The 25,005-nt window shown below is 38.5% G+C and carries 20 protein-coding genes; 3 read left to right on the top strand and 17 right to left on the bottom strand.

Translation table 11 applies throughout. The features are described 5' to 3' along the window. Positions 1-12 precede the first annotated feature (12 nt). The 5 genes from UR08_RS03280 to UR08_RS03260 form a co-directional block, all read right to left on the bottom strand. Positions 13-1,296: a cytosine permease gene (locus UR08_RS03280; RefSeq protein ID WP_115752228.1), complete on the bottom strand. Its 1,284-nt coding sequence runs from the start codon at positions 1,294-1,296 to the stop codon at positions 13-15. 126 nt (positions 1,297-1,422) lie between these two features. Beyond that, entirely contained in the window at positions 1,423-3,006 is a 1,584-nt protein-coding gene (locus UR08_RS03275) for a PucR family transcriptional regulator (protein ID WP_115752227.1), read from the bottom strand. 189 nt (positions 3,007-3,195) lie between these two features. Beyond that, complete coding sequence (locus UR08_RS03270) at positions 3,196-4,029, bottom strand: phosphoenolpyruvate hydrolase family protein (protein WP_115752226.1); 834 nt, start codon at positions 4,027-4,029, stop codon at positions 3,196-3,198. After that, a complete protein-coding gene (locus UR08_RS03265; RefSeq protein WP_115752225.1) occupies positions 4,022-5,251 on the bottom strand; it encodes a Tm-1-like ATP-binding domain-containing protein in 1,230 nt (409 codons plus the stop codon). The genes UR08_RS03270 and UR08_RS03265 overlap by 8 nt, the downstream gene beginning before the upstream one ends. Before the next feature lie 121 nt (positions 5,252-5,372). Beyond that, on the bottom strand, positions 5,373-6,566 hold the full coding sequence (locus tag UR08_RS03260; RefSeq protein ID WP_115752224.1) for a phosphoenolpyruvate hydrolase family protein: 1,194 nt from the start codon (positions 6,564-6,566) through the stop codon (positions 5,373-5,375). 207 nt (positions 6,567-6,773) lie between these two features. Here UR08_RS03260 and UR08_RS03255 point away from each other — a divergent pair, with 207 nt between their 5' ends. Further along, the gene (locus UR08_RS03255; RefSeq protein WP_165849938.1) at positions 6,774-7,343 is read left to right on the top strand and encodes a DUF5067 domain-containing protein; all 570 of its coding nucleotides are present in this window, start codon (positions 6,774-6,776) and stop codon (positions 7,341-7,343) included. Between the two features lie 76 nt (positions 7,344-7,419). Here UR08_RS03255 and UR08_RS03250 read toward each other — a convergent pair whose 3' ends face one another. Together UR08_RS03250 and UR08_RS03240 are read right to left on the bottom strand one after the other, a co-directional pair. Continuing rightward, the gene (locus UR08_RS03250) at positions 7,420-7,938 is read right to left on the bottom strand and encodes a GrpB family protein (protein WP_115752222.1); all 519 of its coding nucleotides are present in this window, start codon (positions 7,936-7,938) and stop codon (positions 7,420-7,422) included. 489 nt (positions 7,939-8,427) lie between these two features. Beyond that, positions 8,428-9,156, bottom strand: coding sequence for a restriction endonuclease (locus tag UR08_RS03240; RefSeq protein ID WP_115752220.1), 729 nt, complete (start codon positions 9,154-9,156; stop codon positions 8,428-8,430). Between the two features lie 128 nt (positions 9,157-9,284). Here UR08_RS03240 and UR08_RS03235 point away from each other — a divergent pair, with 128 nt between their 5' ends. Further along, entirely contained in the window at positions 9,285-12,494 is a 3,210-nt protein-coding gene (locus UR08_RS03235; protein ID WP_115752219.1) for a hypothetical protein, read from the top strand. A 157-nt stretch (positions 12,495-12,651) separates the two neighbouring features. Here the strand turns inward: UR08_RS03235 and guaA are convergent, their stop codons facing one another. The 10 genes from guaA to UR08_RS03185 all read right to left on the bottom strand — a co-directional run bounded on the left by guaA (position 12,652) and on the right by UR08_RS03185 (position 23,876). Beyond that, on the bottom strand, positions 12,652-14,208 hold the full coding sequence (guaA, locus tag UR08_RS03230) for a glutamine-hydrolyzing GMP synthase (protein WP_115752218.1): 1,557 nt from the start codon (positions 14,206-14,208) through the stop codon (positions 12,652-12,654). A gap of 145 nt (positions 14,209-14,353) precedes the next feature. After that, the gene (locus UR08_RS03225) at positions 14,354-14,662 is read right to left on the bottom strand and encodes a putative quinol monooxygenase (protein WP_115752217.1); all 309 of its coding nucleotides are present in this window, start codon (positions 14,660-14,662) and stop codon (positions 14,354-14,356) included. 12 nt (positions 14,663-14,674) lie between these two features. After that, positions 14,675-15,496, bottom strand: coding sequence for an ammonia-dependent NAD(+) synthetase (gene nadE / locus UR08_RS03220; RefSeq protein WP_115752216.1), 822 nt, complete (start codon positions 15,494-15,496; stop codon positions 14,675-14,677). 25 nt (positions 15,497-15,521) lie between these two features. Next, the gene (locus UR08_RS03215) at positions 15,522-17,012 is read right to left on the bottom strand and encodes a nicotinate phosphoribosyltransferase (protein ID WP_115752215.1); all 1,491 of its coding nucleotides are present in this window, start codon (positions 17,010-17,012) and stop codon (positions 15,522-15,524) included. Positions 17,013-17,125: 113 nt separating this feature from the next. After that, complete coding sequence (gene tagD, locus UR08_RS03210; protein WP_115752214.1) at positions 17,126-17,509, bottom strand: glycerol-3-phosphate cytidylyltransferase; 384 nt, start codon at positions 17,507-17,509, stop codon at positions 17,126-17,128. 14 nt (positions 17,510-17,523) lie between these two features. Beyond that, positions 17,524-18,663 carry a CDP-glycerol glycerophosphotransferase family protein gene (locus tag UR08_RS03205; RefSeq protein WP_115752213.1) on the bottom strand — a complete coding sequence of 380 codons (1,140 nt, stop codon included), beginning with the start codon at positions 18,661-18,663 and terminating at the stop codon, positions 17,524-17,526. Positions 18,664-18,738: 75 nt separating this feature from the next. Next, positions 18,739-19,764, bottom strand: coding sequence for a ribitol-5-phosphate dehydrogenase (locus UR08_RS03200; protein ID WP_115752212.1), 1,026 nt, complete (start codon positions 19,762-19,764; stop codon positions 18,739-18,741). Next, entirely contained in the window at positions 19,757-20,470 is a 714-nt protein-coding gene (locus UR08_RS03195) for an IspD/TarI family cytidylyltransferase (RefSeq protein WP_115752211.1), read from the bottom strand. Before UR08_RS03195 ends, UR08_RS03200 begins: the two co-directional genes overlap by 8 nt. Before the next feature lie 116 nt (positions 20,471-20,586). After that, positions 20,587-21,582, bottom strand: a complete 996-nt coding sequence (locus UR08_RS03190; RefSeq protein ID WP_115752210.1) for a hypothetical protein — start codon at positions 21,580-21,582, stop codon at positions 20,587-20,589. After that, the gene (locus tag UR08_RS03185) at positions 21,579-23,876 is read right to left on the bottom strand and encodes a bifunctional glycosyltransferase/CDP-glycerol:glycerophosphate glycerophosphotransferase (protein WP_115752704.1); all 2,298 of its coding nucleotides are present in this window, start codon (positions 23,874-23,876) and stop codon (positions 21,579-21,581) included. Before UR08_RS03185 ends, UR08_RS03190 begins: the two co-directional genes overlap by 4 nt. Positions 23,877-24,081: 205 nt before the next feature. Here UR08_RS03185 and galU point away from each other — a divergent pair, with 205 nt between their 5' ends. Then, positions 24,082-24,975, top strand: a complete 894-nt coding sequence (gene galU / locus UR08_RS03180; RefSeq protein ID WP_115752209.1) for a UTP--glucose-1-phosphate uridylyltransferase GalU — start codon at positions 24,082-24,084, stop codon at positions 24,973-24,975. Positions 24,976-25,005 lie beyond the last annotated feature (30 nt).

The raw sequence follows: 25,005 nt of genomic DNA, 5'->3' as shown, positions 1-25,005 counted from the left end.
CCTCCTATTCACTCAAAAATCTTCTTCTAAAACTTGTTTTTTACGACTGTCTGCGATCTTTTTTCCAACTAGATAAACCACGAAGGAAATGATGCAACCGATTAAAGGCTGATTAGGAAGCTCAGGAAGTTTTGGAAAGAAACTAAAGATAACTGGGATACAAGCAATAACGGCTCCTGCCGCCCAAGCTGTAACTCCCATCCAGTTAATTCCTTGCACTTCTTTCCACTTGGTTTTATCCCCTTTTTGAATAACCCAATAAGAAGCAATCATAACTCCTGCAACGGGAGGTACCATCGCAGATAAAATATTCATAATCGGTACAAAATAATTTAAAATGCCAAATGCAGCTAAGATCGTTCCAAGAATCCCTGCAGAAGCAACTGCAATTTTTTCCTTGCTTTTTGTAAAGTTAAAGATATTGCAAATGGCGATCCCCCCTGAAAAAGCGTTGACCGCATTCGTTGTCCATGTAGCAAGAACGAGCGCTATCACTCCAATAACTGGCAGTCCAAGCTTCGTAAAAACGGCTGTAACATCTGCTGTTCCTGCTGTAATAGCTAAGATAGCTCCAACGGCAATCATAAAAATGCCAGAAGGCAAAATGCCTAAAATAGATGCTTTCACGATGTCACCACGTTTTTTGGTGTACTGGGAATAGTCCCCTGCAATAACGGCTCCAAGTGCAAAAGAACCCACTGTAATTGAAAGTCCACTTAGAAATGGTAAGCTAGTTGTTGGCTCGTGTTGAAAGACTTGTGAAACATCTCCTTTCAGTGAAACAACTAGCGCATAGAGACAGACTACAAATAAAACAGGCACGGCAATATAATTTAACAAATTGAGGATTTTGATTCCATAAAGTGCGGAAATCAGCATGATGATGCCCCAAACGATAGAAGAGAGCCAAACGGGAAAATCAATTTGATAGAGGCTTAAAAACTGAGAGAAAGCCATCCCGCAAACATTTGCTTGGATGCCAAACCAGCCGAGACAGCTAATTGCGAGAATTATTGAAATCAGCTTTTTGGAGCCTTGCTTCCCAAATACTTGTCCTGCAGCTTTTACAGCTGGCATTTTTAAATCGCTCCCCTGAATGCCTTGAAAGATCATCAAAACAACGATGATGCCATTCCCGATTAAAGCGGTGAGGATAGCTTCCCAAAATGACATGCCCGCAATGAGCGTTCCGCCAATCATTAAACTGGGAATGCAAATCATTGCTCCCGTCCAAACAAATGCTAGTCCGGCCCAAGATTGTGCTTGTTCTTGATTGTTCGCATTTTTTATTGCCATAATTTTCTGCCTCCTTTTTTTAGTAATGCCTCCATTATACAAAAAATCAAAATTAATGTAATTGGCAAAAAAGAAAAATAAAACGGACAATTCTTGTCATAAGTGACAAAAATTATCCGTTTATCGTTATTTTTTATGGTTTTCACCTAAAATCCGCCAAACAGCAACAGCTTGGTAAACCTTATAACTTTCAGGTATTTTTGTGACTGGAAACGCAAGCAATTCGCTGACTTTACTGATTCGGTATTTAATCGTATTTAGATGTAAAAATAGCTTTTCTGCTGCTTTTCGGTAACTAAGTTCGGCATCTAATAAGAAAACAGCTAGGGTCACAAGTAACTCATCGTCATTATTTTCATTTTGCATCAGCGGTTTTATTTGCTTAAAAATTTCTGCGATGGCTGATTCACCACTGTAAACAATTTCCAGACAATCCGCAACGAACTCAATTTCTTGATAGAAAAAAACATTTTTCGATGTGTAAACTTTCCGAGCTGTTGGTAAATAATTCTTAACGGTCATATAAGTATCTTGCACTTCAACTGTATTCATTGTTCCAAAGCACTTTACAAGCGAAATTTTTAGTCCCTGCTGTTCCATTTCGGAAGAGAACTCAAAGGCAAGCGATTCGAATTCACCTTGTCTTCGGCTTTTGTCCATCAAAACAACAATAAAATCATCATAGAAATCAATTAACGAAACCTTGAAACAAGGAGCAATCATTTGCTTCAAAAAATGCAAAACTTCATTATTTTTTTGCAAGTCTTTCACTGAGATCAGCCACATATTTTGAATAGCCGAAACATCGATATCAAACATTTTCCCTAGGCGGCGCATTTTGACGCTTTCGTTGTTCATGATCGCTTTCATGAGTTCACGAGGACTGATTTCTTGATAGTTCTCCCCCCAGAGATTCATAAAAACTTGGACAACTTCTGTCATTTGGATGGCTAAATTTTCTGTGAGTGTCGTTTGCTCTTTCATTAGATAAAGGGACATCGTTTGAATGCCGTTTTGCAAAATCGGGCGCTTCGTCTTCCATACCTGCTGTTCTTGCACAATGTCTTCATTTTTTATTGTTTGTATATTTTTCCCTAAATCCAAGGTGTTACTACGTGGCCAGGTCACAGTGTTCACAAGTTGTCCGCTATTATCTGCAAGAGCAATGGAAGTTTTGGTTCGATCTGCGAGTATTTTGAGCATGGTATCGACGCTTCGCTGATTTTCCGGTAGCATCGAGATTTGTTCCAAGAGTTTTCCTGAAAATTGTGTTTCGTTCATTTCTTGTCTGACGATTGCCTCAACGACTTCGTAAATCACTTCACTGTAGCGTAAAGTTCGTTCATTTTCTGGCATGACAATCAGTGTGAAATCGAGTTCATCTGCGAGATCAATCATTTTTTGACTAACTTTCGGGAGATAAATCCCCACGTAATATAAAATCAATCCAATTTCACCCGCACGACGTAATTTACGAACCATGCTACACTGCGCTTCTTCATTATCTTTGATGCTTATTAAACCAGAAATCACGATTTCGTCGCCGTAAAATTCATTATTATTAAACAATTCTGCCTCAAAAGCTTCTGTATCGGTATGTTCAAGAACAGAAATTGAGGAAACGAATCTCTCTAAGCCGGCACGTCCTGCCACTACTTTTGCATCTTTTAAAGAAGGCAGCTGTAACAATTCGCGAAGTTTTAGACTCATCCTAAGCACCTCCTTAATATTTTTTAGTATAGCAGATGCCACCTTTCTTTTGATAGCTTTTTTTGCAAAATAAAAAGAAACTTGGTAGAAAATGAGGTCCCTACCAAGTTTCTTTTGCTAAACAAATTTATTTTTTCATCTTGTCCCATTTTTGGGGCCAGACTAAAACCAGGATTCGTACTTTTTTAATTAATTCTTTTTAATCGCTTTGAAGTTTTCAGTTTGATGCTTAATTCCTTTTTCTGCTGCGAAACGTTCAATGCTTGAAGCTCCGAAGAATCCATCAATGCCTGAGGTATGTTCAATCACATATTTCGCGTCTTCTGGCTCAGCGATCGGGCCCCCATGACAAATGACTAAAATATCTGGATTCACTTTGCGACCTGCTTGGATGATTTCTTCAATTTTTGTCACACAATCGTCAAGTGTAAGCGCCGTTTTCGCGCCAATGGTTCCTTTCGTTGTAAGTCCCATATGTGCTACTAAAATATCTGCGCCTGCTTCAGCCATTTTACGAGCTTGCTCTGGATCAAATACATAAGGAGTGGTGAGAAGATCTAATTCATGCGCTTTTCGAATCATATCCACTTCTAAGTCATAACCCATGTTAGTTTCTTCTAAATTTTGACGGAATGTGCCATCAATTAAGCCGACTGTTGGGAAATTTTGAACGCCATTAAAGCCTTGTTCTTTTAATTGTTTTAAATAAACATCCATAACACGGAATGGATCTGTGCCGCATACACCTGCAAGGACTGGCGTATTTTCCACAACTGGGAGTACTTCGCTTCCCATCTCTACAACAATTTGGTTAGCATCTCCATAAGAAAGTAAGCCTGCAAGTGAGCCGCGCCCTGCCATCCGGTAACGTCCTGAATTGTAAATAATCAACATATCCGCTCCGCCAGCTTCACTGCTTTTAGCTGTTATACCTGTGCCAGCACCAACGCCGACTAATACTTCGCCTTGTTTAATTCTTGCACGAAAAGCTTCTAAAATTTCTTGTCTTGTTTGTTTATTCATTATTTTTACCTTCTTTCTCTTCGATTAACGTGATTAATTTTTGCGCAGCAAATTCTGCAAATGTTTGGTCATTAATAGCTTCTGGTCGGTAAATCATTTCAACAGCTGGATTTGTTATTTGATCTGTTAGGGTCTGGAATAAAATCGCGTCTTCTTTTTCACCGCGGAAAGGTTCGCCTTCCACATCAATTCCTGAAACACCTTTTTCTGGAATGATAAGTGCCGTATAGGCTTCAGCAAGATTCAACTTTTCTGCTAGTTTTTCACCGATTCGTTTATTTTCCTCTTCGGTTGTACGCATCAACGTAACTGTCGGATTGTGTTTATATAATAAGCGTGATTTGAATTTTTCAGGAACTGTTTCATAAGGACCAAAGTTTACCATATCTAAAGCACCAACGGAAACTACTTGTGGCGTCCTTGTTTTAGAAGCGGCTTCTAAGCGATGTGGTCCAGCATTTAAAACGCCACCAACTAGTTCGTCTGCCCACTCTGTTGTCGTTAAGTCTAAAACGCCTTGGAAAAAACCTGATTGAATAAGGGATTCCATTGTTTTGCCACCAACACCTGTTGCATGAAAAACAAGAACTTCATAGCCACGCGCTTCCAAGTAGTGACGTGCAAAATTGATTGCTGGTGTTGTTACTCCAAACATTGAAGCGGCAATCAGCGGTTTATCACTCGTAAATGGCTCTGTTTCAAATTTAAGCATGCCTGCCATTGCTAAAACAGCGTTGTTGAAAATTTGAACTGAAATTTTATTTAATCCAGCAACATCAACAATTGAAGGAATCAAGATCAAATCACTCGTTCCGATATAGGGCGATGTATCACCAGAAGCCACAGTCGAAACAATGATTTTGGGAACTCCGATTGGAAGAGCTCGCATCCCTGGTGCCACAAGCGAAGTACCGCCTGTTCCGCCAAAAGAAAGAACTCCATCAAAGCGTCCTTGTTTATATAATTTAGGCACTAGTTTTTCCATTCCACGTGATAAAACTTCCGTAGCATGTGCCCGATCTTTTCGTTCGGCTAAAGAACGAATATCCGTCCCAGCTTCTTCTGCTACTCGTTGATTCGAAATATCTGGTTTAAAAGCTGGTTCAAATACCCCAACATGGATGGTTAAGACATTTAATCCGAGCTTTTCTATTTGTTTCTTGATATAGCTGTATTCCTCGCCTTTTGTATCAAAGGTGCCTATTAGCGCAACTGTTTTCAAAGTATTATCCTCCTTCATAAGAAGTCTTTCTACGGGCGCGTCCGTTAACTTACTACACCTTTATTATAGCGCTTTCACTATTTATGTAAACGTTTTTATGTTATGATAAATAGTTTTTATATTAGGTGATTTGTTGTCGGTATTCTTTTGGCGACATGCCCATATATCTTTTGAAAACCTTATTAAATTGCGCGTAATCTTGATAATTGATTCCTAAAGCGATTTCTTTTAGTGACCGTTTCGGATCCTGTTGCATCCATTCGACCGCCTTATTAAGGCGGAAGCGAATCAAATATTCAGTAAAGCTATACCCCACTTTTTCCTTAAAAAGTGTACTTAAATAACTGGGCGATAAATGAGCTACTTGCGCGAGTTCTGCTAATTGAATTGGTTCGCTGTAATTGGCTTCGACATATTTTTGGACAAACTCGACATAATCATAATGTTTTTCAATGCCATCGAGCATTTGCGCGAGTAAACTCCCATCCGAGGTGATTTCTGATTTTTTGAAATCACGTGTTTGGTGGACAATCACTTCTTCGGAAGGAAGACGCTCGAAAGTAGATCCGCCAATGTAGCCGTCGAGTTCCGGAACATGGTTATATAGATAGCGAATATCGACAAGTGTTTTGACTGGACCGCCGTAAACCATCTTGAAAACATTTTTGCGATTTTTAGGGATGCGCTCGAGCATGGTCTTGGTTTCTTCTATAGCAGCTTCGAGGGAAAGTACTTTTTGTGCCCCGAGTAAGCCGCCACTTGTAAGCCCAAGATGAATACAAATCACGTCAGCACCTGCTTGCGCCATCTTGCGGACTTGGTCAGCGTTAAAGACAAAAGCAATTGTAAATAAATCGGCTTGGTGAGCAGCACGAATGGCCTCTACTTCTAGGTCATAGCGGTTCCCTTCTGCTTCTAAGGCTTCGCGAAAAACACCATCAATAAGACCGACTGATGGATAATTATTAACGCCTGAGAAGCCACTTTGCTTGATCGTTTGAATAAATTGCGGGATATTAATCGTCGGATCTGTTCCATTTAATCCGAAAATAACGGGAATTTTATGGATGAGTGGAATGATTTCGCGTATCGCAAAATCAAATACAAGCTGGTTACTATTTGCAAATGGTAAGAAGCCGGCAAGTGAACTCCGCCCCATTTGTCTGAAGCGACCAGAATTTAAAATTAATGTGAAGTCAGCGCCCCCTTGTTCGGCATAGCTAGCGGTCATTCCTGTACCTGTTGCAACGCCAAGTAAATGATGCCCAAGTCGGAGTTCGCGACGTAGTTTTTTTAAGATTTCATTTCGTTTCATAAAGCATATACCTGCTTTCTTGTTAATAAAAAACGTACTATGAAAAGCTTACATGAGGAGGCTTGAGAAAGCAAACAAGCGGCAAAGATCCAACACGTTTTTATTGATTTTTAGATGATTGGGATAACCTGTAGACTCTAAGCTCTCTTTATGCTAAAATTACGTTGTTTTGCATATTATATTTACATAAAAGGGAGAGAAAACACATTGGGGACAGTAAAAAAGATTTTGCTATCGAGTAGCATTGTAGCTCTTAGCTTAGCGGGAGCGGCATGTGGAGATAGCAAGGCTTCTTCGAGTAGCAAAAAAGAGCAGCACAAGACGGGTAGTACCACAAAGCCCAAGAAAACAAAAAAAGATAAGGTTTATTTTAAAGATGATGTTTTAAAAATTAATGACGCTACAATAAAACTGCTAGATGCAGAAGTTGTACTTCCAAATTCAGAAAAAGATGTGGAAATTGCCACTTTAGTTCTCACCTATGACTATACGAATCAAAGCGATCATGCGATGACACCTGCTCATGTATTTATGGACTGCTTTGAGGCCTTTCAAGAAACAGAAACTGATTTTGAAGAGTTAGAATTCGCGATGATGCCATTGAGCCAAAAGTTTGATGCGCTTGACAAATTAGCTGATAAAAAAGTTAAGCCAGGCACAACGGTTCGGTCCGCTATTGCCTTTGAAATCTTGGATATGGATGCCCCTGTAGAGTTGATTGCTATGCAAGGGGTTTTAGGTAAAGACCTTGGAAGTAAAATATATCGATTGAAATAAAATGGTTCCTTTTTCCGCTAGATTTAAAAAGCCTTCCCTTTAGTTAATAAGGGAAGGCTTTTTGAGTAATAGAAATTTAGCGCGTTTTCCAATGCCATTTAAGTGCTTCTTGTTCAACTTTTTTAACAAAATCATCTTTGCCGTCTCCATATCCTTCAATATCATTTGGATATTTAGCAGCGAGCTCTCTTTTCAAGTCGCCATATGCCACGCACACTTGTGGATTTTGGCGAAGATAATCTCTGAAAGATAAATGTCTTTCGATGTCTTGAACCTGGTCGAACTGGAAAGCATGAATCTGGTGCGTTCGATTATCTCCACCTTTACGGAAATACCTTCTTCCCTTTATTCCAAATTCCCCCATGACTTCATAACCAAGCTTTTCGAATGAGGATGACAAGGTATCCACCCCCGCAATATCGTTTACTACAAGCAAGATGTCAATAATGGGTTTCGCTTTTAGTCCTGAAACAGAAGTACTTCCAATATGAAAACTGCTTATCAAATCTTCTTGAAGCATCTCTTTAAGAGCCAGTTCTTCTTTCAAATACATGGTTTCCCACTTAGAATCGTAGTCAACAACTGTAATTTGCATTTTTTCCCTCCTCGCCTGTCTTTTGATTTCATTCTAGTCATTTCAAGCATTACGCCACTATATAAAATTTCACTAGTTGCGTCAATTGCTTTTTATCCGATTGTTCGTTTACAAATTGCATTCGATCATTTTAATTCTTTGATTAATAATGCCTTGATTCTGTCAATGTTTCCTTGCAAATACAGAGAATGATTATCTGTTTTTTCGTAACCGTCAAAATGATTTTTAAGATAGGCCGTCCCTTTAAACCATTCATTTAATTGACTTTCAAAAATTTTGAATGCAACAACTTTGCTTGAATGACTATCTCGCTTTTTCTCTCCGACATGTTTTCTATTTTCGTCTCGAGTTTTCCAAGTTCCGCAATTGCTCGGCCACTATATTCTTTCTTAATAAATAGTTCTATTGCCATTAAAGGTTCAACCACATAGGTATTCGCATCTAGTAGCGCTTTATATAAGGCATAAGGAGCAAGGTTGTATGGTCTGGTTAATCAAGAAAGTAATCTCTTATCATTCTAGGTTCTACACCTAGAGCTTGTTTCTGTAAAAATGGTTGAATAGCTAACTGCAGTCCAAAATTCTCACTATAATCGCATAGTATTGCAAGATGTTTTTTATCCAAACCTCTAACTACTGTTTCCCCGCACATTAAATCTGAATTTTCTGTAGCTTCTACTTTTGAAAAAAATAGACGTAAGAAGGATTCGCCATTTGCTGATATATTTCTCATATATGTACCAGTTACTTGATTGTTACCCCCATTTTCCATAATGCAATAAAACGGTTGACCAACTACAGATTCATCAGGTAAAACGACTTTTAAATTTTCACCAGCAACTAAAGCGAGTAATGATTTTTCACTTCCTGATACTAACTCTATTCCATGATGCTCAGCAAACTGTTCTGCTCCGCTCTGATAACCTTTGGGAGCTATCATTATTCCTGCTGAATTAGGAATGTCATCAAGGATTGATTTAAAAGCCAAAACCTTTTCCTTTGATATTTTTGTCTTCCAATTCTTGCATTCAAAGATAACCTTATGGGTTATACCATTTAGTTTGAATTGATAATATACATCTATATTGTGCTTAACTCCTGATTTACCAATTATGTCATGTTTGTTAATAACTTCTATTTTTTGATTTGAGGAATTAGATAGCACTTGGTATACATATTGAACGAGAGATTCAAGTCTGTCCCCTTTATTTTTAAACATAATATAATCACTCCTTTTTTGAATTATAACACGTTGAGTATTGCTAGGATAGTTGATATACTAATAAAAAAGAAAGAATAGTTTTATTGATTATGTAAATTGATTGCTTACCTAGAGGAGGTATTACAATGGATGAAAAAGATTTTTATAAAAAAATACATCCCGATTTATTCTCGGATTCAAAGATTGTAAAAAGAGGAAAGCTGTCAGAAGATTATTTTTCCTATTTTCTAGAATCACTAACTAGTCAAAGTAAAGAAAAAGAATTTGAAGACTATTGTCGAAAAATAATCGGAGTAACTATCTGTCCCAATTTGTTACCACAAACTGGTCCAACTGGTGGTGGAGATAGTAAAGTTGATTCAGAGACTATTCCAGTCTCTGAAAGCCTCGCAGAATCGTGGTTGAGTGGCTTTGGAGATTTGGCTCACAAGGAAAGATGGGCATTTGCAATTAGTGCTAAAAAAGATTGGAAACCAAAATTCAAGTCCGACGTAAAAAAAATTGTCGGAACAAATAAAGAACTTGATAGAGACTATAAAAAAATATTTTTTATTACAAACCAATTTGTGTCTGATAAAAAAAGAGCCACAGCTGAAGATGAACTTAGAGGCGAATATAGTATAGATATTAGAATTTTAGATAGAACATGGTTATTAGAAAATACATTTAGAAATAGCAATCAGTTATTAGCAATTGAAGCCTTTCACATGTCTGAAGATTTATTGGATATTGTCGAAGAGGGATCTAAGGATATCGAACGTAGAAAACGATTAAAAAAAATTGATGATGAACTTTTGAATATTGAAAATCTTAAGTCTTCAAGAATTGTTAAATTATCTGAGGAGTCCGTTGAAATAGTAAGAGAACTTGAGTTTGATAAATCAAAAGCCATTGAAGTATTAGAACGTAATATACGCTTTACTAAAAAATATGGTCATTTGCAAAATTATTCCAATGCACTTTATGATTTTTGTTGGACAATTCTTTGGTGGTATGAAGATCGAGATATGTATTATCAAAAATATTTGGAGCTAGAAGAAATTTATCAAGAGCACCTTGAAAATTATACTATTTTGAAGAAACTATCCACTTTGTGGATAGCCTTGTATTCTAATCACATAAAAGGTAAAAAAATAATTGATTCCATAAGTACTCACACCAAACTTTTAGAAGATTCATTTGATTTTTTCATTCAAGATAAAAAAAATCCTAAAAGAGCTGTGCTGGCTAGATTTGATTATCAAATGATGAAAATGCAAAACCCTGAATTATGGGATGACGTAGTCAAAGAGTATATAGTGATTCTAGAAGATATCAAATATAATAATGATATTGATCTATTTGAATTGAAAAAAGTCTTAGAATTGCCTATCTTGAAAAACAGTCCGCATTATGATGAACTATTTGACAAATTGATAGATTTGTTAGGAGAACAATCTAAAAATGTATCTTCTGGCCAGTTGCTAATGAATAGAGGAGATGATTATTTAGAGACTGATGTATATACTTCAATTAAATATTATAGTAGAGCATTATCTAAACTCTATCAAGAAGAGTCAAAAATTGACTTAATTAAAATTCTTTTATCATTAGGAACGGCATTCGAAAGAATTGGCTTAGCATGGAGTGCTAGAAGTTATTATGTGAGAGCCTATATGAATTCGTTCAATTTGTATTTTGATGAAGGCACAGCAATACCAGGGATTTTCTTATCAGCAAGATCAATAAAAATGCTGGAGCTTAGATTAGGAAGAATAGACTATTCTCTTGAAATGAATGAATTAGAACTACAAGGTATAGACCTTTATCCGTATAAAACTAATGAGCGTGAGGAATTTGAAAAATATTCATACTATGATGGATTACTCGCAATCTATTTACTCAACCTGTCATTGGAAGATATTTGTAGACTAGATACATTGCCCGATTATTTAAATGATATTGGACTTCATACATCATCAGCTACAATAAAATATAAGTTAGGTTATTATGACGAAGATTACTTAGAGGCACTGGGTTCTAGTAAAAATGTAGATGAGTTTATGAAGAACCTGTTTAATCAACCAGCTTCAAAAAGCTTTCAAAAGGGACTAAATATTGAAGTGGTATCTAATACAATAACTCTTAAAACTAAAATTATTGGCTGTGATGTAACTGTAAAGTCTAAGCGAAACAGAATTAAAGAAGAACTTGGTGCAACTATTTTTGCTATGTTAGAGAATACATTTGCTACATCAGTTGTTGATAAAATTATGCCAGTGCTTGGAACATTCTCTATTGAAATTCTGGATGGCAAAGAAAAGACATTTAATATAGAGGTACAGCAAAATGAAAATACTGTTCAAGTAATAATTTCTCAAATTGATGAATTGATCGAGTTTATAAATAGAGAAACAGTTTTTGAAAAAATCTATTCGATTGTAGCGATATTTATATCTCAGATGCTAGTTTTTGAAAGCCTTTTCCAAAAATTCAAAGAAACATCTGAAAAAGATAATACACTATTTAGATGTTTTAATTATTCAAGCACATTGGACACATTTCTGTCATACGAAGATAGCAGATCTGTCTTTAGTGAACATAGAACAAAATATACTAATCAAAGGGAATTTGATGTATTTAGAAACCAGCCCATAGAAGATACTGTAGTTTCCACAAATGTTAGTAAAATAAAAAGGATGAAAGAATTTGATTTAACAAAAGTTACTCATCAAAATATTCAAACGAGTGAGGTGATTTATTTACCTTTGTGGGATAAAGCTTCTTGGAAAGGCGTGCTGGCAATACCAGAAAATATAATTAGTAACAAACCATGTTTAGGTTTAGTTTTTCGAAATGAGTTTGGGTTAAGTATTTTTTCAAAATGGCAAAATGATAATATCCAAAATAAGATTGTCATTGGAATTATTACAGGAATTAGTCAAAACCACCCATACTGGTATAGAGTCATAATAGGTGAAAATCTGTTCAATCAAGAACTGTCCAATTCCCATAGTAATCAGCTATTTAGAATAACAACTCGCTTGCATACTATGGAGGCAAGAGATGATAAGACTATTAGTATATTGAAACAAATGATTGCTAAAAATAAGGAATTTTCTTTTATTCCGGTTCTCGAAGAAGATTTAGAAGCAAATACATTAAGAACAGAATTATCGTTTGTAAAAACTATTGATAGTATTATATTAAAAGACGTTTCAGAAATTGATGAAAAAGATTATTTTCTTCATCATGGAGTACTTCCAACAGACGATCCAGTTAATTTAAATAAGGAAGAACGATTTATAGAGTCTTATATAAAAGAAAAGAAGAAAACTGATCTAAAAAGTAAATAGATGCTGAAACTTATAAAAAATAGTGCTTACCCAAATTTTGAACTTTGGATAGCACTATTTTGGGACAGTTCGGAACCACCTAAACCCATTTTTAAGCTGTTTTATACCTCTACAAATGCCCTAAAAATCCTTGATTCTATTGAACTTCATTTTTAGATCATTCCCATTCCACAGTAGCAGGCGGCTTACTCGTCACGTCATAAACAACGCGGTTGACGTTCTGCACTTCATTCACAATCCGCACAGAAATCTTCTCAAGCACATCCCACGGAATTCGTGCCCAGTCAGCTGTCATGCCGTCGATACTTGTCACCGCACGAATCACAATTGTGTGATCGTAAGTCCGACCGTCGCCCATGACACCCACACTACGAATGTTCGGAAGTGCCGTAAAGTATTGCCAAATCTCGCGGTCAAGCCCAGCTTCTTTGATTTCTTCGCGTAAAATATAGTCCGAGTCCCGCACAATTTCTAGTTTTTCCTCTGTCACTTCGCCTAGCACACGTATTCCAAGTCCAGGACCTGGGAACGGTTGCCGCCAAACGATTGCATCTGGCATGCCAAGTTCAGTTCCAAGTGCACGCACCTCGTCTTTAAATAGCGTATTTAACGGTTCAATGAGTTTAAAACTCATGTCTTCTGGAAGTCCGCCAACGTTATGATGTGACTTGATCGTTTGCGCTGTTGCTGTTCCACTTTCGATGATGTCTGTATAAAGTGTTCCTTGTGCTAGGAACTCAACGCCATCAAGCTTCCCTGCTTCATCGTCAAAGACATAAATAAATTCGTTTCCGATAATTTTACGTTTTTGTTCAGGATCAGAAACTCCTTTTAATTTCGATAAGAAGCGTTCCTTCGCATCTACTTTGATGATATTCATATTGAATTCACCTTGAAGAGTTTCCATGACTTGATCCGCTTCTCCTTTACGAAGCAAACCGTGGTCAACAAAGATACACGTTAGTTGATCGCCAATGGCTTTATGAATCAAAACGCCAACAACAGAAGAATCAACGCCGCCTGAAAGCGCAAGTAGCACTTTTTTGTCGCCAACGGTTTCACGGATTTTGTCAATTTCCACTTCGATAAAGTTTTCCATTGACCAGTCACCTTTACAACCACAAATGTTCAGTGCAAAGTTTTTCAAAAGGTCATTGCCGTATTCTGAATGGCGAACTTCTGGGTGGAACTGCACGCCATACATTTTCCGGTTTTCATCTGCAATCGCTGCGATCGGGCAAGATTTGCTCGTTCCAACGACTTCGAAATCCTTCGGTGCAGTAACAACAAGGTCCCCGTGACTCATCCAAACAGTTTGATCTGTCGGAATGCCTGCAAATAAATGGTTTGGAATTTCTAGATGAACGTTTGCTTTACCGTATTCACGATCTTTCGCGGGTTCTACTTTTCCATCAAAGTGAAGCGTCATCAGTTGCATGCCATAGCAAATTCCAAGAATTGGAATGCCCATCTCGAATAGCCCTTCATCACAACGGAATGCTCCCTCATCATACACACTGTTTGGTCCACCAGAGAAGATGATTCCCTTCGGATTTAGTGCCTTCATTTCTTCCACCGTAATCGTGTGGGGATGAAGTTCACTATAAACGCCAAATTCACGAATGCGTCGTGTTATCAATTGGTTGTACTGGCTTCCAAAATCCAGAACGATAATTTTTTCTTGTTCGGCAAATTCTTTCATCGTTTTTTCCAAAACCACCTTATCTATAAAATTAAGCCGAATAAAATCGGCTCGCTCACTAACAAAGAAAAGGACAATTGCTTGCCCTTTTCATTCTTCTTTCATTTTAACGTCAACTGTTCAATCTTGCAACCCCGTTTGTGAATTTTCCTCGCTTCTAAAGCCCTTTTCCACCTAAAAGATCTAGTTCTTTATTGCGTTCCACTTCACGAATTAATGGAGCTCCTCGTTCTATTACTGCTTTTACGGCTGGATTATCAAGCGAAGCGCGGTGCCGCCCTTCATCTGTCCAGACCTCCACCACAAAAACCGTATCTTCATCTTGTTCTGAAGTTCCAACGATGTATTCAAGACAAGCCGGAATCTCTTCCATGACAGCTGCCCCTTCTAACAAAATTTCTGCTAGCTCTTTTTGTTGTCCTGCATGCGCATGGAATGTTGTAATTAATCCATAACCTACCTTCATCTCGTTTCCCTCCTATTTCCAAAAATCATCAAAAATCGTAATCGGCATATGGCGTTTGTGCCGCGATTTCAAATACCAACTTTCAATTTTGGCTGCTGCTTCGCCTGAAACAGGCTTACCCTCTAAGTAATCATCAATTTCATCATAAGTTACACCAAGCGCCACTTCGTCAGGCAATGCCGGTTTATCCTCTTCCAAATCCGCAGTCGGTTTTTTCAAGTATAAATGCTCCGGACAGCCTAATGCTTTAAGCAACATTTTTCCTTGGCGTTTATTCAAACGAAAAATCGGATTGATGTCCGTTCCCCCGTCGCCATATTTCGTATAAAAGCCCGTCACCGCTTCTGCCGAGTGATCCGTTCCAACCACCACACCTTGGTGCATCGCCGCAACTGAATACTGGGCTTTCATCCGTTCCCGTGCTTTTTCATTCCCCTTCGCAAAATCAGTTAGCAAAATCCCGGCTTCTTTCAGCGTTTTTGCGCTAGCATCGACCGCAGCCTTAATATTGATCACAACCGTTTGATCGGGCGCAATAAATTCCAAGGCATCTTGCCGATCCGCCTCGTCTAACTGCTCGCCGTAAGGAAGACTCACCGCAAGAAACTGGTAGTCCCCTCCCGTCTCTTCGCGAAGCTCAGAAATGGCGATTTGAGCTAGCTTACCAACTAAAGTGGAGTCTTGCCCACCTGAAATCCCCAAAACAAGACTTCTCAAAAATGAATTTTTCTTCAAGTAGTCTTTGAGTAGCTTGACACTTTTCCGAATTTCTTCTTGAGGATCAATTTCAGCTTTGACCTTCATTTCTGCTAAAATTTGTTCTCTAATATCCATTCAATGAGCCTCCTATTTGTTTCACTTATAAAGGAAAATTAAGATCAACTGGCGAATGAAGCTGTACGCTTTTTCGCACTTTCTCAATATTTTTCATTTTATTCTTCCAGCATTTAACACTCAAGTCAACTGGATACTGCTCTGGTCGAACAGTTCGTTTGTACTCGCCCCAAAGAAGCGCAAGGTTTTTTTCTTTGTATGCTTTAATCTCTTCAAGTGACGGCAAGTCATACACGCGTTTCCCGCCTTCAAAAACCGGTATAAGAAGTTCTTTCGCTTTGAAATTTTTCACCGTTTTCGTGATATAAGTGTGCACCGGGTGGAACATCGTCAGCTCTTTCACGTCATCAAGCGATTCGTCTGCCATCGCAATATAATCGCCTTCCGCTTTTGGACGCTTGCTTTCGGAAATAATCCGATAAACTCGTTTTTCCCCAGGCGTTGACACTTTTTCCGTGTTGCTTGAAAGTTTTATCGAGTCTTGCAAAACATCATTTTCATCCGCAATCGCCGCCATTTTATAGACTGCTCCAAGTGCTGGTTGATCGTAGGCTGTAATCAGCTTGGTTCCAACACCCCAAGAATCAATTTTTGCTTTTTGCGCTTTAAGCGACAAAATCGTATGCTCATCCAAGTCACTTGAAGCAAAAATTTTCGCATCCGGAAACCCTGCTTCATCGAGCATTTGCCGTGCTTTCTTGGAAAGAAACGCCATATCTCCGCTATCTAGCCGAATCCCGATAAAATTGATTTCATCGCCAAGCTCTTGCGCTACTCGGATGGCATTCGGAACGCCCGATTTAAGCGTATCATAAGTATCCACTAAGAAAATGGAATTCTTGTGCGTCTTCGCATAGCTTTTAAACGCCTCATATTCATCCCGGTACGCCTGAACCATCGCATGCGCCATCGTTCCAGAAACCGGAATCCCAAAAATCTTGCCGGCACGCACGTTACTTGTCGAATCACAGCCGCCAATATAAGCTGCACGCGTGCCCCAAATCGCGGCATCCATTTCCTGCGCACGACGCGTGCCAAACTCCGCTAAGCTATCATCATCCACTACAGAACGAATCCGAGCGGCCTTTGTTGCGATCAGCGTTTGGAAATTTACAATATTTAATAGTGCCGTTTCGATCAACTGAGCTTCCGCAAGGTTTGCTTCCACTTGTATAATGGGCTCAGTTTTAAACACAAATTCCCCTTCGCGAACTGAACGAATCGTTCCACTAAACTTAAAGTTTTTTAAGTACTCCAAAAAAGGGCCATCAAATCCCAGTTCATCATGCACATATTGAATATCGCTTTCTGTGAAGCGTAAATTCTCAATGTACGAAACAATGCGCTCAAGCCCAGCAAAAACCACATAGCCAGAATTAAACGGCATTTCACGGAAGAAAACTTCAAAAATGCTTCTTCGTTCATGAATTCCGTCATCAAAATAAGCTTTCATCATATTTAACTGATACAAATCAGTGTGTAAAGTTAAACTATCATCTTGATATAAGTTTGTCATGGTTTTTCTCCAATCCTTATTCTAGCCTTGTCTGGCTGAAATCACACTTACGAACATCATAGCATAATTTTTTACATCTGAAAATTTTCTTGCGCTCTGCCCAAAAAGCCAACTCAGCGCAAATCCTCTTTAATTTGTGTAGTCGAAATCCCGTCGGTTCTTGGCAAATAAACTACTTCACAATAAGGTTTTAAAAAATCAAACTCGCCTTTCCAGTCATCACCCATGACAAATACGTCCACACCATGGGTTTTAATGTCTGCTACTTTTTGATCCCAGTTTTCTTCTGGAATCACTTCGTCCACATAACGAATCGCTTCTAAAATTAACTTGCGATGCGAGTAACTGTGATAGGCTTCTTTATGTTTGATTCGGTTAAATGAATCGGTTGATAGGGCGACAATTAGATAATCGCCCATTTCTTTTGCACGTCGCAAAAGTTCAATATGCCCCCAGTGTAACAAATCAAACGTGCCGTAAGTAATCACCTTTTTCATGTTTCCACTCTCTTTCAAAGTTTTTTCTGGATAAAATCAACGAGATTCGCAGCGGAATGCCCTTTTGAATACTGATTCCAAGTTGCGCTGAAGCGCGCAATTTCCTCTAGATCTGCCTCATCATTTAGGATACCATGAGCAAGCGATTCTGTCGTGAGATAGGGCTTCCCTGGGATCAGCTCTGAAAATCCTGTAACAAGGCCACGTTCCCGGTCGTATTGCTCAATATCTGGCGTAAAGAAATAAATAGGGCGGCCAAGTAAAGCAAATTCAAATGGCGAAGAAGAATAATCCGTCACAAGCACATCTGAGCCTGCTAAGGCTTCGCGCATCGATTCGTTCTTGTGAAAAAGCTTCACGAACTCATCTTCTGGAATATCTGCGTCCGCTTGGATCGAAGGGTGAAGCTTCAGCAAGAGCACAAACTTGTCCGCAAGAAGAGCGCGCATTTTTTCAAGATCAAGCAAGAGCTGCGCCTGATTTAGCTCCTTGTCTCGAAACGTCGGTGCGTACAAAATCGTTTTTTTCTGGTATTTCTCCTGATAACTAGCCCGAATCCGGTTGATTTCTTCTTGGTCAAAAAAGTAATCTGTACTTGGCACACCTGTTTTTAGTAATCGGTCCTCACTTTCAAGTAAAAAAGAGCGCTTGAAAATTTCTCCCATCGCATCAGAACCCACAACTACCTTGTGAAAACGAGCATAGACGGCTTTAAAACGATTTTGTTCACTTTTTGTACGTAAAGCTGTAGCCTTGTCCTCCCAAGCAAACTTCTTGAGTGCTCCGTTCGCATGCCAAATTTGAATGCAGCACGCGTCCTTTTTAAAGTTTATTGCCGCAAGCTCTGGGAAATAATTATCCACGATCACTACTTTTGCCCGGCTCATGTGATAGAGTCGTTTAAAAACCGACGCAAAAGTTAGCGGAATTGTCCGGACAAAATTGTAGGAAAGCTTCGATTCATCAACGCGCGGATCATAAAAAACGATCGTCTCCGGAGAAACGCGCAATTCAGTCATTTTCTTTAAAATTTGCTCAGGATTATCTTGGAAAGTCACGAGCATGACCACTTTGGTTTGTAACTTAAACGGCCGAAAAATTGCGGCAATTCCACGCAAAATGAGCATGTAAATTTGTGCCAGAATTCGTTTCATTTCAGGTCCACTCCTCCTAATATGTAGCAAGAGGTGCCGCAGGATTGCGGCACCTCTCTTTTCAATCTTTGAAAGTTAAATATTCCACGCCATAACGGTTTTGCCCCATGGGCTGCGCAAATCGGCTTCGAAAGCTTCAATCACATCTTGAATGCTTCTGACGTCATGCACTTCGCCAACGAGGTTGGAAAGGTATTCCACAGCACGTCGATTACTGCTTAGAAAATCAACAGTTGCTTGGAAATCCACTCGCCCGCTTCGGCTACTTCCATAAAGTGTTAACCCTTTTTCAAGCACCATACGCGTATTCACTTCAATTGGATACTCAGATACGCCGAGTAAAGAAATCGTTCCTTCTGGTTTGATCAAATCAATAATTTGATCTACCGCATATTGACTTCCCTTCCCACCGGCACATTCAAACGCTTGGTCAATCTCTAGGTCTTCTGGAATTGCATCAATGCTATAAGCTGCATCTACAAACGAGAAGAAATCGAGTTTATAAGGCGTCTTCCCGAAAATATATACTTTTGCATCTGGGAACATATTTTTTAGTAGTAAGCAAGTGATGAAACCTAGATTGCCATCACCCCAAACTCCAAACGAAGAACGATTGGCATCTGCACGAGAATCGAAACGACGCACAGCATGAACAGCAACTGAAATTAGTTCTGAAAAAGCTGCTACGGTCATGTCTAAATCTTCAGGCAAAGCAATCAACCGGTCGCGACGCATAAACACATTGTCTTGCATCAAGCCATCAAACCCACTTGAGCGAAACTTGCTGCTTCTCAAATAGTTTTCCGCGATCACGGGATCCTTTTCAAAAGGTGTATTCGGAATCATCACGACTTTTGTTCCAATTGGAAATTCTTTTTTGGCATCATAAACAACTTCGCCCACGCCTTCATGAATTAAAGCCATCGGTAGTTTCTTAGCTAAAATTTCTTTGCCGCGTGACCCCGTATAATAACGCTGGTCAGCTGCACAAATTGAGAGATACGTTGGGCGAACAACGACAGCATCTTCAGTCAGCGTTTCATCAATATTGGCAACTTCAAATTGTCTTTCCGAAACAAGCCGGTATACTTGATTAATCATGGCTAATCCGCTCCTGTATAATCGCATTGGCTACTTGCATATCATAAGGTGTAGTAATCTTAATGTTGAAAATTTCACCTTTTACGAGACTTACTTTTTCTCCGGCAAGCAGACAAATTTTGCAGGCATCCGTTAAAATTTGTTTTTGCTCATCGGAAAGAGCGTGATAATGATCACTAAGACGCTTCATATTAAAGCTTTGCGGCGTTTGCCCTTGATACATCACATCTCGCACCGGGATATCTGTAATGAATTCATGATTGGTCGATTCAACAATTGTATCCGTAGCTGTAATCACCGTATCCACTGCCCCGTATTCAAGTGCAGCATTAATATTTTCTTCGATAATGCGATGCGTTAGGAATGGCCGAACGGCATCATGTGTAATTAAAACATCTTCTTCATTTAACCCGTAGTTTTGTTCAACATGACGAATTCCACTCATAATCGTTTCATTACGGTCAGCTCCGCCTTCAATAACAATCACACGCTCATCTTGAATATACTTTTTCAAAATGTCTTCAGTATGATTGATCCATTCTTTTGGCGAAGCCACAAGAATTTTATCGAAACGAGCATTCAAAATAAATTTCTCAACCGTATGAACGATTACAGGTTTGCCGTTTAGTGGCAGATACTGTTTGGGCATGCTTACATTTCCCATTCTCGTACCTTTCCCTCCAGCAAGAATTTCAGCATAGATCATTTTTTATAGTCTCCTTTATCTCTAAAGATTGAAAGCTAACATAACACATGTATTATAACACAAGAAAAGAAAAAGAAGGGAAAAACTCTTCTTTTTCTTAAGCAAGTCAGTCTGTCTTATTTTTGAGAAAAGTAAAGTTCATTACATTTGCGTAGCGGTTTTTCCGAATTTGCACGAACTGCTTTATAAAGCGCATTAGTTGCTTGTCTGTAAAACCTCAAGTAATAGCTTCTTGAATTAAAATGCAATTGACTAAACAAGAACGTCCCAAATTCCAAATAGAGTTTCATAAATTCAGAGTCGTCGCGGATTTTCCCATAATATTCAACAGGAATTTGCACAAAGTAATAACCGAGTGAAACTAGTCCCGAAACGACCGTTTTTTCAAGTCGTTTGAGCTCTTGGAATAGTTCCGTTAAAATTTCGCGTGCAGCTGAAGAGTTTCCTTGTTCCACTTCTGCTTGAAAGGCCGGCCCTATTCGCGTATTGATTAAATAATTAAGGAAGTTGATTTCAAATTCTTGATTTAATAACGGAATTTGACAGTTTTCCTGTTGGCGCTTTACCCATTTAGCAAACAGTGCAGCTGTTTTATCTAACTCGAGCTCATCTGAATTTCTGGCTTTTGGCTCTTTCCAAGTCTCAAGAATCCGCTCTTTGACGATGGAATCCGTTGATTGTAGTAATTGATATATCAATACTTCAAATGGCAAATCTTCTTGTAGCATTGCTATTTTTTCAAGCACAGTGGTTCTTCTAAACATTAAATAGCTATAGTTTTCAGGCAAAACCAGAAACGGATCTTTTTCAACATATGTCGGAATACTAATTTTAATTTCATCGATAAATTGAAACTCGTCCTTTTCAAGAAAAGGTTCTTTGTTTTCCTGTTTTTTCAAAAACTGTGTATAAACGGGATTTGCAAGGAAGTAAAAAATGTCCTGCGAAGCAAATTCGGCTTGATAATTGTCAAAAAAACGCAGCATCTGCTTTTCTGCTTTTTCATCTCTTTCAGTTTGAAAAACAACAAAAGTAGCATCAAGCGGTGTAAGTAGTGCCGCGATATCTTTAGCCGTTAAATTTTGATTCGCTTCAGTGGGTAAAAATTTCATTTTTTCTCCTCCTTACCCAGATACGTTTTAATAAATCGTTCTGTTGAATGTCCATCAATGCTATCCATAAATTTCGTTCGGAAAGCCGCTAGTTTATTGTAATCATACTCACCCGTTTTAATCGCATCAATGAGTGTTTCCGTTGTTTTATAAATCTTTCCTGGAATCATGTCTTCATAGCTAAAATAAAAACCTCGCTCATCAAAGTAGCTCTCGACATCATAAGCAAAGAATAACATCGGTCGATTCATAATGCTGTATTCGAAAATTACGGAAGAGTAGTCTGTGATTAAAATGTCACTAAGGAACATCAAATCATTCACATCGCTTCCCCCATCCATCATCAAAATAAAAGGGTCCTCTTCGCTTAAATCCATGGAAATATTTTTAATCATCGGGTGGAATTTCAAAATCAAAACATAGTCATCTTGCAGAGCTTCTTTCATTTTTTTTAAATCAAGTACTACACTGTAATTTTTCCGTTCATCTGGTCCGCCCCGGAAGGTAGGCGCATATAAAATAGCTTTTTTCTTTCGTAAAATCGGATAATTTTTCCGGTAAACTTCATTAACATAGTTTTTATAATCTTGATCAAAAAATTTATCTGTCCGCGGCACGCCAATTGGCTTAATTTGCTCCACTTTTTTATGGAAAGCCTCTGCATATTGCGGAATAATCGCTTTCGAGCTCACAAGCACATCTGAATAAGGGGAATGCGCTTTTGATTCGAAATCTTCCGTATTTGAATCCCCAGACTCAAGTGCACTAAATCCGAATTTTTTAAAAGCCCCTGTTGCATGCCAAGTCTGAATCACATGTGCTCGCTTACTAAACTTAAGCCCATAAATTTTATTATAATAGTCATCCAAACAAATCGTCTTTGCTCGTCCGAGTACATAATACATTTGTAAAACTTCAATCCAGCTTCTTTGCTTCCGCAAAAATACATAGATCCGTTCTTTGCGATCATTTAAAAACATATAATCATAAATGGATAATAAGTTTCCTTCTAAAACTGTACTACGTTCCGTTGCAAGCACCAAAAAGTCTTGTTTCGGCAAAAGATTAGCCAATTTAAAAAGGATTCTACGAGCAAACCCATTCACGAGACGTGGCGTCTTTAATTTAGTTCGGATGATAAAGACACGCGAAATTTTCTTTGCTTTCTTCCAATTGCCTTCTTCAATAATCGCAAGTGAAGCGCGAGTATGGACCGGGTAAGATTTCATAAAAGCTTGCTTAGCTTCTTTCGTCTGACGCTCGTAAAGATGCGTAATCAAAGCTCTGTATGCATTTTTCGCAGGCTTTCGAATAAAATTCGCCCGTTCAATGACACTGTACCACAAGTAATAGCGGAACGAAGGAATAACATTCAAGAAATCGTCAGGTTTCGATTTAAACCAATTCAAAATCATTTCAAATCCATTTTTTTGAACCGTACTATCTTTACTTTCAACAATTGCCTTCAAAGAAGCCCAAAATTCGATATCAGAAACTCGCTTATAATAGGCAAGTGCCACTTCTTGTTCTGTATGGCTACGTTCAATTTCTCGCTCCCCAAAGTCAAACACATCAAAAACGGATTGTAAGATCCGCATTGGGTCTTTGTTAACTGATTGAGTAAGAGACTGCTCTTCACCGTCCCGCAATCGGTAATAATAAACCACTTTCTCTACAGTGAAGATTTTTTTAGCATTTAACAATGTGTGTAAAACAAAAGGTTGATCTTCCCCATAGCGAATGCTTTCAGGAAAAAATTCACCTTCGACAAGCTTATGATGGTACAACTTAGCACAAGGACCAATTGAATAAAACAGTTCAGGGTTTTCTGTAATTGTTTTTTCACCTGGTTTTGCGATATTATATCGCAAATGCGAGGGAATGAACCACTCTTTTTCAGAATTAAAGCGTTTCGTTGCTCCTGTTACAAGTTCTGCTTGATGTGAAATAGCTGCCTGATACATGAGTGAAAGAGCGAACTCAGGAATTAAATCGTCACTATCGACAAACAAAATGTATTCGCCATTTGCAAGACGCAAGCCATGATTTCTTGCCGCAGCAGGACCTGCATTTTCTTGCTCAATGAGTTTAAACTTCGGGTTGTTTTCAATAAAATCTTTTACTATTTTGACAGTATCATCACTTGATCCATCGTCAATTAGTAGCACTTCATAGCCCGAAAAATCTTGTTCGTCGAGACTTTTCAGCGTATCATTGATAATTTCGGCAACGTTATATAGCGGCACAATGACACTAACTTTGTACGCCTTTTTCTCTTCTAAAGAATTGTTCATATTTTTTAAATTCTCCTTACGCGATTCCATATCAAATTTCATTTTAGCGATAAACACATGCGCTGTCAATGAAGTTGTGGGATAAAAGTCTACAGAACTCACCTCTTTATTGCGTTTAAGGCAAATGATTTACTTGCTAATCTATCAGTCGTTCACGTATAATTAGGGAGGTTATATAAAAGTTTTCTATCGGAGGTTTTTAACTATGAAAGTCAAAAAAGCAGTCATCCCAGCAGCGGGACTGGGAACACGCTTTCTTCCCGCTACAAAAGCAATGCCAAAAGAAATTCTACCTATTGTAGACAAACCAACCATTCAATTTATCGTAGAAGAAGCCATGGCTTCTGGCATTGAAGATATACTCATCGTAACAGGAAAAGGAAAACGAGCAATCGAAGACCATTTTGACTCTGTTCCTGAATTAGAAGCAAATTTAAAATCAAAAAACAAAATGGAGCTTCTGCACCTTGTAGAAGAAACGACTAACATCAACTTACACTTTATTCGCCAGTCTAAGCCAAAAGGCCTTGGTGATGCGATCCTTCAAGCTAAAGGCTTCGTTGGAAATGAACCTTTCGTCGTCATGCTTGGCGATGATATTGTACGTTCCAAAATTCCTTGTGCAAAACAATTGATCAACCAATATGAACGCACGCACAGCTCTGTAATTGGTGTCCAGTCTGTTCCCCACGAAGAAACTTATCGCTACGGCATCATTGATCCGGCAGATAAGATGAGTGACCGACTTTATAATGTAAAAGGCTTCGTTGAAAAGCCTGATCCAGAAAACGCACCATCTGATCTTGCAATTTTAGGACGTTATTTACTAACACCACAAATTTTCGACTATCTATCCACGCAAGAGCCTGGTGCTGGCGGTGAAGTTCAATTAACCGATGCTATCAACCGTTTAAATGAAATCCAACGTGTTTTCGCTTATGACTTTGAAGGTATTCGCTATGATGTTGGAGATAAATACGGATTTATTGAAACAACCATGAAATTCGCCCTAGACCATCCTGAAATCAAAAATGATGTTCGGCATTTAATTGATGAACTCTATCAACAAATTCATCAAAATGATAAAACAACAAAATAAAAAAGGAAAAAAGGTGAAGTTCACCTTTTT

This window comes from Listeria kieliensis, assembly GCF_003369925.1.
Lineage (GTDB): Bacteria > Bacillota > Bacilli > Lactobacillales > Listeriaceae > Listeria > Listeria kieliensis_A.
The sequence above is the reverse complement of the archived record's forward strand: the minus strand, read 5'-3'. Positions and strand labels throughout refer to the sequence as shown.

Coding starts and splice junctions, on each gene's coding strand:
- UR08_RS03280 (WP_115752228.1), bottom strand. CDS start 1,296: ATGGCAATAAAAAATGCGAACAATCAAGAACAAGCACAATCTTGGGCC.
- UR08_RS03275 (WP_115752227.1), bottom strand. CDS start 3,006: ATGAGTCTAAAACTTCGCGAATTGTTACAGCTGCCTTCTTTAAAAGAT.
- UR08_RS03270 (WP_115752226.1), bottom strand. CDS start 4,029: ATGAATAAACAAACAAGACAAGAAATTTTAGAAGCTTTTCGTGCAAGA.
- UR08_RS03260 (WP_115752224.1), bottom strand. CDS start 6,566: ATGAAACGAAATGAAATCTTAAAAAAACTACGTCGCGAACTCCGACTT.
- UR08_RS03250 (WP_115752222.1), bottom strand. CDS start 7,938: ATGCAAATTACAGTTGTTGACTACGATTCTAAGTGGGAAACCATGTAT.
- UR08_RS03240 (WP_115752220.1), bottom strand. CDS start 9,156: ATGTTTAAAAATAAAGGGGACAGACTTGAATCTCTCGTTCAATATGTA.
- UR08_RS03235 (WP_115752219.1), top strand. CDS start 9,285: ATGGATGAAAAAGATTTTTATAAAAAAATACATCCCGATTTATTCTCG.
- UR08_RS03225 (WP_115752217.1), bottom strand. CDS start 14,662: ATGAAGGTAGGTTATGGATTAATTACAACATTCCATGCGCATGCAGGA.
- nadE (WP_115752216.1), bottom strand. CDS start 15,496: ATGGATATTAGAGAACAAATTTTAGCAGAAATGAAGGTCAAAGCTGAA.
- UR08_RS03215 (WP_115752215.1), bottom strand. CDS start 17,012: ATGACAAACTTATATCAAGATGATAGTTTAACTTTACACACTGATTTG.
- tagD (WP_115752214.1), bottom strand. CDS start 17,509: ATGAAAAAGGTGATTACTTACGGCACGTTTGATTTGTTACACTGGGGG.
- UR08_RS03205 (WP_115752213.1), bottom strand. CDS start 18,663: ATGAAACGAATTCTGGCACAAATTTACATGCTCATTTTGCGTGGAATT.
- UR08_RS03200 (WP_115752212.1), bottom strand. CDS start 19,764: ATGATTAATCAAGTATACCGGCTTGTTTCGGAAAGACAATTTGAAGTT.
- UR08_RS03195 (WP_115752211.1), bottom strand. CDS start 20,470: ATGATCTATGCTGAAATTCTTGCTGGAGGGAAAGGTACGAGAATGGGA.
- UR08_RS03190 (WP_115752210.1), bottom strand. CDS start 21,582: ATGAAATTTTTACCCACTGAAGCGAATCAAAATTTAACGGCTAAAGAT.
- UR08_RS03185 (WP_115752704.1), bottom strand. CDS start 23,876: ATGAACAATTCTTTAGAAGAGAAAAAGGCGTACAAAGTTAGTGTCATT.
- galU (WP_115752209.1), top strand. CDS start 24,082: ATGAAAGTCAAAAAAGCAGTCATCCCAGCAGCGGGACTGGGAACACGC.